This is a genomic window from Xanthobacter sp. SG618, assembly GCF_012932745.1.
GTDB lineage: Bacteria > Pseudomonadota > Alphaproteobacteria > Rhizobiales > Xanthobacteraceae > Xanthobacter > Xanthobacter flavus.
Genome location: NZ_JABBHL010000003.1, coordinates 70,061 through 82,565, shown reverse-complemented (window position 1 = coordinate 82,565; position 12,505 = coordinate 70,061). Strand labels below are relative to the sequence as shown.

Here is a 12,505-nt window from a genome sequence, read left to right as displayed (position 1 = left end):
GGCTTGTTCCGAGTTCGGCGCCGCGCACCGCCGGTTCGTTCTTCAGAATGGCGGCTGGGCCGTAAAGCGAACCGTCTGCCTAAACCAAAGGGCGGCAGGGTGAGCTACGCAATTGCGCCTGCCCGTGGAGCGCCTGTGACGTATTCCCCATTTCCGGCCGGTCATAAGTTAGGTCCGACTGGTTTGTGTCCCGGTGGGACCGGTTGGCGGACATCGACGGGCACAAGACGCCGAGGATCGTATGGTGTCCGACGGCGCTTCTATCGATCCGCCAAGCCTCGATGATCCGTGTCTGGCCTATGTGGTCAACAGCCCTGGCTCAACCTGCTTCCTGCCTGATCGTAACGACGGTCGACGCAACGCCTTGGAGGCGGCCGAAGAGGTAGCCCAAGCTCGCGGTCAGGATGAGGATCACCGCCCCGACGAAGTCAGGTGAGGTTCCGATCCGGCCACTTGGCTCGCTGACCAGAGAGCCGGAAAGAAAATAGGCCGAAGCGACGAGTGAAGCAGCGACGACGCAGAGGCCAGCGAGGCGCATTCCGCCCGAGCTTGCCTGTGGCCCGGGAGGCGCGGCAGAAAATGCGCCGTGCGAAGGGGTGGCAGGGGGTGTTGCGGTGGAGGCCATCCCCGACACCGTAGACGACGCCGGCGCGTCACCCTGCCGTCCGTCCCGGCGCGCGACGATCTCCTGAGCAAAGCGCTTGAAAAAGGCTCCAGACATCTGCTTCGCCGTCGCGTCGATGAGCCGGGCGCCGAGCTGGGCGAGCTTGCCGCCGACCTGAGCCTCGACCTCGTAGCGCAGGATTGTCCCCTCGCCATCCACCTCCAGACGCACTATCGCCTCGCCCTTGGCGAAGCCTGCCATTCCGCCCTGTCCTTCGCCGCTGATGCGGTAGCTGTTCGGCGGATCGAGGTCGGAGAGGGTCACCGCGCCTTCGAACCGCGCGCTCACCGGCCCCACCTTGAGCACGACCTTCGCGCTCATCTGCGTGTCGGAACTCTTCACCAGTTCCTGGCAGCCTGGGATGCAAAGCTTCAGGATCTCGGGATCGTTGAGTGCCCGCCAGACCACCTCGCGCGGGGCTGGGATGCGCTGTTCGCCTCTCATGTCCATGTGCGTGTCTCCCTTCCGCTTCAGGCTGGCGTGTCGATGCCGCCGAGGCAGAGGTATTTGATCTCCAGATAGTCCTCGATGCCGTATTTCGAGCCCTCACGGCCGAGCCCCGATGACTTCACGCCGCCGAACGGCGCGACCTCGGTCGAGATGAGCCCCTCGTTGATGCCGACGATGCCCGCCTCGATGGCCTCCGCCACGCGGAAGATGCGGCCCACGTCCCGACTGTAGAAATAGGCGGCGAGGCCGAATTCGGTGGCGTTGGCGAGCGCGATCGCCTCGGCCTCCGTCTCGAACCGAATCAGCGGGGCGACCGGCCCGAATGTCTCCTCGGAGAAGATGAGTGCGTCCTTCGGCACGTCAGCCAGAACGGTCGGCTCGAAGAAGCTGTGGCCGAGGGCATGAGGCTGCCCACCGGTAACAATGCGGGCGCCCTTCGACACCGCATCGGCGATGTGCTCCTCCACCTTGGCGACGGCTGCGGCATTGATGAGCGGCCCCTGGGTGACGCCCTCCGCCATGCCGGGGCCCACCTTCAGCCGCCCGACCGCATCAGCCAGTTTTTCAGCGAAGGTGTCGTAGACGCCGCCCTGCACCAGGAAACGGTTGGCGCACACGCAGGTCTGCCCCGTGTTGCGATACTTGGAGGCCATGGCGCCCTTGACCGCCTCGTCCAGGTCGGCGTCGTCGAAGACGATGAAGGGCGCGTTGCCGCCAAGCTCCATGCTGGTCTTCTTCACCGTCGGAGCGCACTGGGCGAGGAGCAGCGCGCCCACCCGCGTGGACCCGGTGAAGGAGAGCTTGCGCACGAGGGGGTTCTCGCACAGCTCCTTGCCGGTTTCGGAAGAGGGGCCGGTGATAATGTTGCAGACACCGGGCGGCAGCCCAGCGCGCTCAGCCAGCACGCCCAGCGCGAGGGCGGAGAAGGGCGTCTCGCTCGCGGGGCGGATCACCCCGGTGCAGCCGGCGGCCCAGCCCGGCCCCGCCTTGCGGGTGATCATGGCCGAGGGGAAATTCCACGGGGTGATGGCGGCGAAGACGCCGATGGGCTCCTTCTGCACGATGATGCGTCGGCCCGGCAGGGGAGCGGGAATGGTATCGCCATAGACGCGCTTGGCCTCCTCGGCGAACCACTCGATGAAGGCGGCTGCGTACGCGATCTCGCCTTTCGCCTCGGCGAAGGGCTTGCCCTGTTCGGCGGTCATGATGCGGGCGAGGTCGTCCTGGTTCGCCATCATCAGATCGAACAGGCGCCGCAGGATTGCAGCGCGCTCCTTGCCGGTCTTCGCCCGCCAGCTCTTCTGCGCCGCATGGGCCACATGGATGGCGCGCGCCACTTCAGGGCGCGACAGGGCGGGCACATGGCCGATGAGCGTGCCATCCGCCGGATTGGTGACGGCTATGGTCGCACCGCTGGCGGCGGACACCCATTCGCCGCCGATGAGGTTGGCCTCTCGGAAGAGGCTCGGATCCGCGAGCCCAAGCGTCGCGGCGGAATTCTTGTCAGACATAGCGCCCTCTCAGCTCTGGAAGTCCACGACGAGACGCACGACGGAACCATCGTGCAACCGATCGAAGCCTTCATTGATGTCTTCGAGCGGGATGCGCCCGCTCATCAGGCGGTCCACGGGGAGACGCCCCGCCTTGTAGAGCTCGATGTAACGCGGCACGTCGCGCACCGGCACGCAGGTGCCGATATAGCTGCCCTTCACCGTGCGCTCCTCCGCGACGAGGCTGACGATGTTCACCGGCAGCACGGCATCCGGCGGCGGCAGGCCGGCGGTGACGGTGGTGCCGCCGCGCTTGGTCATCTTGTAGGCATTCTCGAGCGCCCGCGCGGAGCCGGCGAACTCGAACGCGAAATCCGCGCCGCCGCCCGTGAGCGCCCGCACCTGCTCAATGGCATCGGGGGCGCGTGCGTCCACGACGCCGGTGGCGCCAAGGTCCTTGGCGAGCTGAAGCTTTTCCGGCGAGAGGTCCACGGCGACCACCCGTGCGGCGCCTGCCGCCAGAGCCCCGAGGACGGCGGCGAGACCCACGCCGCCGAGGCCGACGACAGCCACGGTCTCGCCTGCCTGGACACGGGCGGTGTTCACCACGGCGCCGACCCCCGTCAGCACCGCGCAGCCAAACAGCGCCGCGACGTCGAGCGGGATATCCTTGTCTATTCGAACCAATGAGCGGCGCGACACCACCGCATGGTCGGCGAAGGCGGAACATCCCAGATGATGATGGATGGTCTCCTCGCCCTCGTGTAGCCGGATCGCTCCGGTCAGCAATTCGCCCTTGCCGTTGGCCACCGCGCCCGGCTCGCACAGGGCCGGCCGCCCCTGCGAGCAGGGCTGGCAATGGCCGCAGCTGGGCATGAACACCATGACCACGTGATCGCCCGGCTTGAGATCGTCCACCCCTTCGCCGGCCTCGACCACCACGCCAGCGGCCTCGTGGCCGATGGCCATCGGCATGGGCCGCGGCCGGCTGCCGTTGATGACGGAAAGATCCGAGTGGCACAGGCCCGCCGCCGCGATCTTCACCAGCACCTCGTCCCGGCCGGGTCGATCGAGCTCCACCTCCTCGATATGGAGCGGCTGGCTCTGCGCGTAGGGCATCTGCGCGCCCATGCTGCGCAGGACGGCGGCTTTGATCTTCATGGCGTGGTGCTCCCTTACGTCCTTCAAGCGCGCATGCCGCCTCTGGCCCGGGCAGCTTGACACCGATTAACATAGTCTAATAATGCAAGTCACTAGGGAACGGAAACCGACATGCCGGAAATGCGCCGATGAAGCCCGCCCGGTTCGACTATGTTCGCGCCGAAAGCATCGCTCACGCGGTGGAGGCGCTCGCGGGCGCAGGCGGCGACGGCAAGGTGCTCGCGGGCGGGCAGAGCCTGATGCCGATGATGAATTTTCGCCTCGTGAAGCCGTCGGTTCTGGTGGATATCAACCGCATCCCGGACCTCGACCGCATCACCCTCGAAGCCGGCACGCTGCGGCTCGGCGCGCTGGTGCGCCACCGCATGACAGCGGAGGATGTGCTGGTGGCGCGGCATATTCCGGTGCTGCACGCCGCCATGAAGCATGTGGCGCATCTCACCGTGCGCAACCGCGGCACCTTCTGCGGCAGCGTGTGCCATGCCGACCCCGCCGCCGAGATGCCCATGATGACGCTGCTGCTCGACGGCACCATCCATATCGCGTCCCCGCGCGGCACTCGCACCATGCCGGCGCGGGACTTCCTCATAGGCTCCCTCGCCACCGCGCTGGAGCCGGACGAGATGGTCACGGCGGTCGACCTCGCCATTCCGCAGGACGGCACCGGCTGGGCGTTCGAGGAGTTTTCCCGCCGGCACGGCGACTATGCGCTGGCGGCCGTGGCCGTGCTCATGACGCGGGCGGATGGATGGATGCGCAATGTGCGCATCGCCATGATGGGCATCGCCGACACGGCCTTGCGGCTGGGCGATGTGGAAGCGGCGCTCGAGGGTCGCGAGGGTACCCCCGCGTCGTTCGACGAGGCGGCGACCCTCCTGCAGGCGTCCATCGAACCGAACTCCGATCTCGGCGCCTCCGCCGACTATCGCCGCCACCTCGCGGGGGCCCTCGCGCGCCGCGCGCTTGCGGACGCATGGCGTCGCGCCCGCGATACGGCCGAAGGAGCAGCGTGATGCAGGATGCATTCACCATCACGCTCACCATCAACGGGCTGACCCATACCCGCGCGGTGGACCCGCGCCTGCTGCTCAGCGATTTCCTGAGGCACGACCTCGGCCTCACCGGCACCCATGTGGGCTGCGAGCACGGCGTGTGCGGCGCCTGCACCATCCTTCTGGACGGGCGCAGCGCGCGTTCCTGCCTTACCCTCGCCATCCAGGCGGATGGCGCCACCATCGAGACGGTGGAAGGGCTCGGCCGCATGGGCGATCTCGGCCGCCTGCAGCAGGCCTTCCGCGATCATCACGGGTTGCAATGCGGCTTCTGCACGCCGGGCTTCCTCATGACCATCACCGACATGCTGCGGTACCATCCTCTGGAGACCGATGACGCGATCCGCGAGGCGCTCTCCGGCAACATCTGCCGCTGCACGGGCTATCAGCACATCGTCGACGCCGTGCGCGAGCTGGCGCGCGCGAGGGGGCCGCTGACGTGACCGCCTTCGATGCCTCCGTGGAAATGCGGCCCAAGCTGGTCGGCCAGCGCATCAAGCGCACCGAGGACCCGCGCCTGCTCACCGGCTCCGGCCGCTATGTGGACGACATGGACCCGCCGGGCTTGCTGCACGTGGCGCTGCTGCGCAGCGACCAGCCCCATGCGCGCATCCGGTCCATAGACGTGGGCGAAGCCTTCGCAGTGCCCGGTGTCGTCGCCATCTTCGATGCGGGCGACATCACCGGCGACTTCAAGCCCGCCATCCCCACGTCCCGCATGAAAGGCTATTACGCAACGCCCTTCCGCCCCCTTGCCGAGGGCAAGGTGCGCTATGTCGGCGAGCCGGTGGTCGCGGTGGTGGCCGAAAGCCGTTACGCCGCCGAGGACGCGCTGGAGCTGATCTCCATCGACTACGAGCCGCTGCCCGTCGCCGTCTCGAAGGATGAGGCAGCTGTAGACGGCGCTCCGCTCCTGCATGAGGAGGCCGGCACCAATGTGATCATCTCCCGCACCTTCGCCCGGGGCGACGTGGACGCGGCGATCGCCACGGCGCCGGTGGTGGTGAAGGGCCGCTTCCGCATGGCGCGCAAGACGCCCATGCCCATGGAAACCCGCTCCTACCTCGCCGAGTGGGACCGGCGACGACAGGCCCTCACCCTGCATTCCTCCACCAACATCCCCGGCATCATCTGCGACGTGCTCGGCACCTGCCTCGACCTGCCCGGCAACCGGATCCGCGTGGTGGCGCCCGACGTGGGCGGCAGCTTCGGCGGCAAGGGATCGCTGAACCACGAGGAGATGCTGGTCTGCGTGCTCGCGCGCAAGCTGGAGCGCGCGGTGAAGTTCGTCGCCGACCGCATGGAGGACCTCACCGCCATGAGCCAAGCCTTCGACGAGACCATCGAGGCGGAGCTGGCGGTGGATGCGGACGGACACCTCCTCGGCCTCCGGGCGGACGTGATCGGCGATATCGGCGCCTATTCCATCTATCCCTGGACCGGAGCGCTGGAGCCGGTGCAGGTGGTGAGCTTCCTGCCCGGCCCCTACCGCATGGAGCATTATCGCGGCCGGGTGCGCGGCGTGCTCACCCCCAAGCCGCCGACAGGCCCCTATCGCGGCGTCGGCCGCCCGTCCTCCACCTTCGCCATGGAGCGATTGATGGATATGGCGGCCCGCCAGCTCGGCATGGACCCGGCCGAGATCCGCCGGCGCAATCTCGTCACGGCCGAGGAATTTCCCTACCGCACCGGCTCCGGCATCATCTGGGACCGGTCCGCCTTCCAGGAATGCCTCCAGGGCGTGTGCGATCTGGTGGATTATCCGACGCTGGTGCGCCAGCGCGATGCGGCGCGGGCCGAGGGCCGCTGGGTCGGCATCGGCTTTGCCAGCTATGCGGAGCTGACCGGCATCGGCTCGCGCATCGCTGTCGCGCCGGGCATGCCCATCAATACCGGCACCGAGACCGCCTCCATCCGCATCGACGCGACCGGCGCCGTCACCGCCGCCTTCGGCATTTCGTCCCACGGGCAGGGGCTGGAGACGACGCTGGCCCAGGTGGTGGCCGACGAACTGGGCTGCCGCATGGAGGACATCGAGATCCTGCACGGCGACAGCGCCCTCGTGCCCATGGGCACGGGCACCTACGCCAGCCGCTCGGCCGTGCTCGGCGGCGGCGCCGCTACCAAGACCGCTCGGGTGGTGAAGGCAAAGGTGCTGAAGGCCGCCGCCTTCCTCATGGATGTTCCGGCGGAAGACCTTGAGGCCGAAGGCGGCGTCATCCGCGCCCGCTCCTCCAATGCAACAATGACTTTCCGGGAGGTCGCCCACGCGGTCTATGCGCAGATGGGCCGCATCCCGCACGAGCAGCGGGAGGATCTCGTCGGCTCCGAGAGCTACGACCCCTATCTCGGCACGGCCTGCGCCTCCACCCACCTCGCCATGGTGGAGATCGACCCCGCCACCTTTGCCGTCACGGTGACGCGCTTCGCCGTGGCGGAGGATTGCGGGCGCATCATCAATCCGCTGATCGTGGATGGACAGGTGCATGGCGCCGTGGCGCAAGGCATTGGCGCTGCCCTCCTGGAGGAGGTCGTGCACGACGATGGCGGGCAGTTGCTGACCGCGAGCCTTGCCGACTATCTCGTGCCCATCGCCAGCACCATGCCGCAGATCGAGATCCTGCACGTGGAGGCGGAACTGCCGAACAATATCGGCGGCTTCCGGGGCATGGGAGAGGGTGGCACCATCGGCGCGCCGGCGGCCATCGCAAATGCGGTGTCGGATGCGCTCGCTCCGCTCGGCATCGAGGTGGACACCCTGCCGGTGACGCCGGATCGCCTGTTCCGGCTGGTGCAGGCCGCGCGGGCCTCCGCATCAGGCTGAGCCGCCCCCCGCAGACCCATCCGCAAAAAAGAGCAGGCGCCGGACCCGAAGGATCCGGCGCCTGTCCCTTTGCGGGAAGTCGGCGGTGCCGCCGGGTCAGGGCAACGGCTGCACCATCTCCTTCAGCCGAAAGCGGATGATCTTGCCGGAGCCGGTGCGCGGAATCTCGTCCACCTGATGCACCACGTGGGGCACCTTGTAGGACGAGAGGTGATGCCGGCAGTGGTCCAGCAGCATGTCCGCGTCGAAGCTGGAGTCGCGTGGCACCACATACAAAGCCGGCACCTCGCCGAGCTGGGGATGAGCGACACCCGCCACGGCGCAGTCGAGCACGCTGGAGAAGAGCAGCACCACCTCCTCGATCTCCGCCGGGGCGATGTTCTGCCCGCCACGGATGATCAGCTCCTTGAGCCGGCCGGTGATGGTGACGAAGCCGTTGCGATCGGCACGGGCGAGGTCGCCGGTGTGGTACCAGCCGTTGCGTAGCGCCTTGGACGTTTCCTCTGGCTTGTTGTGATAGCCGAGCATGACGTTCGGCCCGCGCACGATCAGCTCGCCCTCCTGCTCGGCATCGAGGTCGCGCAGGCTCGCGGGATCGACGATGCGCAGCGCGACGCCCGGCAGGGGCAGGCCGCACGACCCCATGACGCGCGAGGACGAGGCGGCGTTCATCGTCACCATGGTGGAGGTTTCGGTGATTCCGTAGCCATCCAGCAGAGGCACGCCGAAGGCCCCTTCGAACGCCGCGTTCAGCGTCGCCGGCATGATGGCGCCGGCCGAGACGCACACGCGCAGTCCCGGCAGGGAGGTCCGCCCCTCGGCCTGCGCCGCCTCCATCAGATAATGGAACATGGTGGGGACGCCGGGAAAGACCGTGAACTCGCCGGTTTCGAGCAGGCGCATGGCCTCGCGGGTCGAGTATTTCTCCAGGATGTACTCGCTTGCGCCCGTGGCGAGGATGGAGAGAACCGAGAAATTCAGGGCGTAGGAATGAAAGAGCGGCAGCGGCGACAGCACCGTGTCGTCCGCATTCAGGCCCACGACCGGGCTCCAGCACGCCGCCGTCACCCACAGCATGCTGCGGCAGGTGAGCAGCACGCCCTTGGCGCGTCCGGTGGTCCCGGACGTGTAGATGATGAAGGACGCCACATCGATATCATCGGGATCGCGCGCAGGCGCGGCGGATGGCAGCTCCGCCAGCGCCTCAAAGCTGCGCAGATCGCCGGCCGGGGCGTCCACCAGCAGCAGGCCGGCGACGCTAGGTGCCTCAGCCCGCAATGCCTCCACCATCTCCGCGCGGGCGGCCGTGGTGATGACGATCCGGCACGCGGCGTCGGACAGGCGGTAAGACACCTCTCCCGGCGCCGCCTCGGCGCTGATGGGCACCGCGACGCCCCCGGCCCGGACGATGGCAAGGCAGGCCTCCACCCAGGAGACGCTGTTCGGCAGCAGGATCGCCACGCGATCGCCGGACCCGACGCCGAGGCCGGCGAGATGGCCGGCGAGGTTCGCCGTGCGCCGCGCCAGCTCGGCATAGGTGACGGCGCGCCGGGCATCTCGGAACGCGACTTTCCCGCCGCGCTCCGTCGCATGCCGCCGCAACAGCTCCGGCACCGGAGCGATCAGATTCGCTTTGAGCATCCGTTCCTCCCCTTCGATGACCGCGTTCTTGTGCGCGGCTGTCTTCACACCATGCAGAAGCCGCCGGAGATGGAGATCACCTGCCCGGTGATCCACGACCCCTTCGGCGAGGCGAGCAGGGCGACGGTCGGTGCGATGTCCTCCGGCTGGCCGAGGCGGCGCAGCGGATAGAATTTGGTGAGCTTGTCGCGATTGGCTTCCACCCACGAGCGGTCGTGAGCGGTCTCGACGAGGCCGAGGGAAACGGTGTTGGCCGTCAGGCCGCTGCGGCCCAGCTCTCGCGCCAGCGACTTCATGAGGGCGATGGTGCCCGCCCGCGCCGCCGCCACGATGGCGAGGCCGGATTCGCCCACGCGCGAGGAGTCGCCGACGATGGCGATGAGGCGCCCGTCGCCCGCCTTTTCCAGATGCGGGACGGCCGCGTGGGCGAGATGGATCGCGCCATAGAGGCAGGTATCGATCTGCGCCTTCCATTCCTTCTCGGTGGAGTCGGTGAACTTCTGCCGGATGGCGAGGCCGGCATTGTTGACCACGATGTTCAGGCCGCCGAAATCTGTGACGATGGCCTCGACCATCGCCTTTACGGCGGCGAAGTCTGCGACGTCCGCCTTGTAGGCCTTGGCCTCGCCGCCGAGCGCGCGGATCTCGTCCACGACGGCCTGAGCTTCTTCCGCCGAGTTGCGGTAGTTCAGCGCGACGGTTGCACCCTCGGCGGCGAGGGCGAGCGAAATCTCGCGCCCCACGTCGCGCGCCCCGCCGGTGACCAGCGCAACCTTGCCCTTGAGATTGAGATCCATGGAAAATCCGCCTTGACTGAGAGGATGGATAGAAACGGGACTGCGCCTCACTCGTAGGCGTCGGCCCCCTTCCGCAGGGTCTGCCACTGGGCGTCGTCATGGCCGCACAGGACGGTGGCGCCGCCTGCCTCGATCCTGCGGATTTCCGCGATGGAGCGATGGTGAAGATCGACGTTCCAGGTGTTCTTCGGCACCACGCCGGGGTCGAGGCTGGTCCGCAGGCTCACCGCGTCGGAGGCCAGCAGGAAGGCGCCGTCGCGGTCCAGAGCGACGAGCGCACCGGTGAGGCCGGGCGTGTGGCCCGGCAACGGGATGAGGGTGACGCGCCCGTCGCCGAACAGATCCTTCTCGCCTTCTATCAGCTCCAGGGGATTGCCCTGGTCCCACTCGACCGGGAGATAGCCCGCGGAAGCGGCATTCTCCGCCTTCGCTGCCGCGAGTTCCGCCGCGTGGACGATGACTGTCGCATTGCGGAAAAAGCCGTTGCAGCCGCAATGGTCCGGGTGAAAGTGCGAGCAGACCACCACGTCGATGTCATCGGCCCCAAGACCCACGCAGGAGAGCTGCGAGACCACGTTGTCCTCGCGCCCCATGATCGGCGTCATGGCCCGCGCCACGCCGCCCCATCGCGCCTCGGCATCGTCCACGACGGACGGGTGGCAGCCCGTGTCGAACAGGACGTTGCCCTGGGCATGTCGCAAGAGGATCGAGGCAACCGGCAGCTCGATGCTCTCGCTGCGGTCGGCATCGGGCTGGTAGATGTGCCGCTTCATCCGGAGGCGGCCGCCGGAAAGCACGTGCATCTTCATGGCTGTTTCCTCCCGTGCGGGACCGCTCACCGCCCCTCGAAGCGCGGCGGGCGCTTCTCGGCGAAGGCATTGCGCCCCTCCTGATAGTCGAAGCTGCGGGATGCGCCGTCGATGCGCGCCTGGGCGGCATCGAGATCGAGGGCTCCGGGCCCCATGGCGAGACCGTCGAGGATGAACTTCGCCCCGCTCACGGAGAGCGGCGCATTCGCCGCGATGCGTCCGGCGAGGGTTCGGGCCGCAGCCATCGGGTCGTCAGCCAGGTCGTCTGCGAAGCCGATGCGCAGCGCCTCCTCGGCGGGGATGCGATCCGCCGTGTAGAGGATGCGCTTCGCCTGCGTGAGCCCGACGAGCGAAAGCAGGCGCTGGGTGCTGCGCACGCCATAGACGATGGAAAGCTTGGCCGCCGGAATGCCGAAGATGGCGGTCGGCGCGGCGATGCGAAAATCGCAGGACATGGAGAGGTGGCACCCCCCGCCGAGGCAATAGCCGGAGACCACGGCGATGGTCGGCTTGCCCGCTCCGGCGATGGCGTCGGACGACGCATCCACCGCCACTTCATATTCCACGCTCTGCTCCAGCGTGTGGCGCACCACCGGAAATTCGGAAATGTCGGCCCCGACGCTGAAGTCGGCGCCCGCGCCTGCGAGCAGGATCGCCCGCACATCGCGGTCCGCGCCAAGTTCGGAGAATATCCGCGCCACGTCGCGCCACATGGCGAGCGTCATGGCGTTGCGCTGCGCCGGACGATTCAGCGTAACGGTGGCGATGTGATCCTCGACGGCGATCTCGATATCCGCCATTCAGCCCTCCCTGGCCCCGATGCCCGCCTCGTCGACGACGAGGGGCGCAAGAACATGGCGCAGCTTGTCCGGGAGCGGAACCGGCCGGTTCGTGGCGCGGTCCACATAGACATGGATGAAATGCCCCTGTGCGGCCGCCACATCGTCCGCATCGCGGAAGAGGCCGATCTCGTATCGCACGCTGGTAGTTCCGAGGCGCCCGACGCGCAGGCCCGCGTGCACCTTCGAGGGAAAGGACAGGGACGAGAAATACTGGCAGCGCGTCTCCGCCACGAGCCCGATGACGGGACTGGCCTCGACGTCCAGCGCACCTGTCTCGATCAGGTAATGGCCGACGGCCGTGTCGAAGAATGAGTAATAAACCACGTTGTTCACGTGCTGGTAGACGTCATTGTCCATCCAGCGCGTCGTGATCTCCCGGAAGTGTCGATAGTTCTGCCGTCGGTCCGGCATTTCGCGCGCGCTCACCTGCCGCCTCCCTTCCAGGCCTGCCCGCGGGCGGGCACCAGCGGTTCTTGTCCGGCCCGTCGTGCCGCCGGACGGCGGTCGCGTCGATCGGATCCGCTGATCAATTCGTAACTTGCATTAATAGACTGAAAGTGCTGTTGTCAATGCCGCACCGACCGATACGGGACCGACGAACCGGCCTCAGACAGCATTTCCTGCGGCGCGCAAGACTCCATACTGCACCGCGGGATGAAATGACCGGGACGCGGCAATTCAAACGTCCATTTATGAAAGACATGGGTCGGTGCGGGGACAGACCAGCCGGACGCTAAGCCGGAAAGGCGCGCCGGATCACGCAGGAGGAAGACGG

At 67.6% G+C, this 12,505-nt stretch carries 11 protein-coding genes; 3 read left to right on the top strand and 8 right to left on the bottom strand.

Going from position 1 to position 12,505, the window contains the following annotated elements; all coding sequences use genetic code 11:
- Positions 1-319: 319 nt before the first annotated feature.
- Genes FHT36_RS09765 through FHT36_RS09755 form a run of 3 tightly spaced genes read right to left on the bottom strand, consistent with a single transcriptional unit; the run spans position 320 to position 3,765 of the window.
- A complete protein-coding gene (locus FHT36_RS09765) occupies positions 320-1,114 on the bottom strand; it encodes a carbon monoxide dehydrogenase subunit G (RefSeq protein ID WP_169122325.1) in 795 nt (264 codons plus the stop codon).
- A 20-nt stretch (positions 1,115-1,134) separates the two neighbouring features.
- Complete coding sequence (locus FHT36_RS09760) at positions 1,135-2,625, bottom strand: NAD-dependent succinate-semialdehyde dehydrogenase (RefSeq protein ID WP_169122324.1); 1,491 nt, start codon at positions 2,623-2,625, stop codon at positions 1,135-1,137.
- Positions 2,626-2,634: 9 nt separating this feature from the next.
- Positions 2,635-3,765, bottom strand: coding sequence for a zinc-dependent alcohol dehydrogenase family protein (locus FHT36_RS09755; protein WP_169122323.1), 1,131 nt, complete (start codon positions 3,763-3,765; stop codon positions 2,635-2,637).
- Positions 3,766-3,893: 128 nt separating this feature from the next.
- On the opposite strand from FHT36_RS09755, the gene FHT36_RS09750 reads away from it, so the two are divergent.
- Genes FHT36_RS09750 through FHT36_RS09740 form a run of 3 tightly spaced genes read left to right on the top strand, consistent with a single transcriptional unit; the run spans position 3,894 to position 7,641 of the window.
- Positions 3,894-4,778, top strand: a complete 885-nt coding sequence (locus FHT36_RS09750; protein WP_169122322.1) for a xanthine dehydrogenase family protein subunit M — start codon at positions 3,894-3,896, stop codon at positions 4,776-4,778.
- Entirely contained in the window at positions 4,778-5,260 is a 483-nt protein-coding gene (locus FHT36_RS09745) for a (2Fe-2S)-binding protein (RefSeq protein ID WP_169122321.1), read from the top strand. Before FHT36_RS09750 ends, FHT36_RS09745 begins: the two co-directional genes overlap by 1 nt.
- Positions 5,261-5,283: 23 nt before the next feature.
- Positions 5,284-7,641 carry a xanthine dehydrogenase family protein molybdopterin-binding subunit gene (locus FHT36_RS09740; protein ID WP_169122725.1) on the top strand — a complete coding sequence of 786 codons (2,358 nt, stop codon included), beginning with the start codon at positions 5,284-5,286 and terminating at the stop codon, positions 7,639-7,641.
- Positions 7,642-7,737: 96 nt separating this feature from the next.
- On the opposite strand, the gene FHT36_RS09735 is transcribed toward FHT36_RS09740, so the two are convergent.
- From FHT36_RS09735 to FHT36_RS09715, 5 genes are read right to left on the bottom strand one after another with little or no spacing between them, the layout of a single operon-like run.
- Positions 7,738-9,282, bottom strand: a complete 1,545-nt coding sequence (locus FHT36_RS09735; protein ID WP_169122320.1) for a class I adenylate-forming enzyme family protein — start codon at positions 9,280-9,282, stop codon at positions 7,738-7,740.
- Between the two features lie 44 nt (positions 9,283-9,326).
- Positions 9,327-10,079: an SDR family NAD(P)-dependent oxidoreductase gene (locus FHT36_RS09730; RefSeq protein ID WP_169122319.1), complete on the bottom strand. Its 753-nt coding sequence runs from the start codon at positions 10,077-10,079 to the stop codon at positions 9,327-9,329.
- A gap of 47 nt (positions 10,080-10,126) precedes the next feature.
- The gene (locus tag FHT36_RS09725) at positions 10,127-10,888 is read right to left on the bottom strand and encodes an N-acyl homoserine lactonase family protein (RefSeq protein ID WP_169122318.1); all 762 of its coding nucleotides are present in this window, start codon (positions 10,886-10,888) and stop codon (positions 10,127-10,129) included.
- 26 nt (positions 10,889-10,914) lie between these two features.
- The gene (locus tag FHT36_RS09720; protein WP_169122317.1) at positions 10,915-11,688 is read right to left on the bottom strand and encodes an enoyl-CoA hydratase-related protein; all 774 of its coding nucleotides are present in this window, start codon (positions 11,686-11,688) and stop codon (positions 10,915-10,917) included.
- Positions 11,689-12,141, bottom strand: coding sequence for a thioesterase family protein (locus tag FHT36_RS09715; protein ID WP_169122724.1), 453 nt, complete (start codon positions 12,139-12,141; stop codon positions 11,689-11,691).
- Between the last annotated feature and the right edge of the window lie 364 nt (positions 12,142-12,505).

Coding starts and splice junctions, on each gene's coding strand:
- FHT36_RS09755 (WP_169122323.1), bottom strand. CDS start 3,765: ATGAAGATCAAAGCCGCCGTCCTGCGCAGCATGGGCGCGCAGATGCCC.
- FHT36_RS09715 (WP_169122724.1), bottom strand. CDS start 12,141: ATGCCGGACCGACGGCAGAACTATCGACACTTCCGGGAGATCACGACG.
- FHT36_RS09760 (WP_169122324.1), bottom strand. CDS start 2,625: ATGTCTGACAAGAATTCCGCCGCGACGCTTGGGCTCGCGGATCCGAGC.
- FHT36_RS09750 (WP_169122322.1), top strand. CDS start 3,894: ATGAAGCCCGCCCGGTTCGACTATGTTCGCGCCGAAAGCATCGCTCAC.
- FHT36_RS09765 (WP_169122325.1), bottom strand. CDS start 1,114: ATGGACATGAGAGGCGAACAGCGCATCCCAGCCCCGCGCGAGGTGGTC.
- FHT36_RS09740 (WP_169122725.1), top strand. CDS start 5,284: ATGCGGCCCAAGCTGGTCGGCCAGCGCATCAAGCGCACCGAGGACCCG.
- FHT36_RS09720 (WP_169122317.1), bottom strand. CDS start 11,688: ATGGCGGATATCGAGATCGCCGTCGAGGATCACATCGCCACCGTTACG.
- FHT36_RS09730 (WP_169122319.1), bottom strand. CDS start 10,079: ATGGATCTCAATCTCAAGGGCAAGGTTGCGCTGGTCACCGGCGGGGCG.
- FHT36_RS09735 (WP_169122320.1), bottom strand. CDS start 9,282: ATGCTCAAAGCGAATCTGATCGCTCCGGTGCCGGAGCTGTTGCGGCGG.
- FHT36_RS09725 (WP_169122318.1), bottom strand. CDS start 10,888: ATGAAGATGCACGTGCTTTCCGGCGGCCGCCTCCGGATGAAGCGGCAC.
- FHT36_RS09745 (WP_169122321.1), top strand. CDS start 4,778: ATGCAGGATGCATTCACCATCACGCTCACCATCAACGGGCTGACCCAT.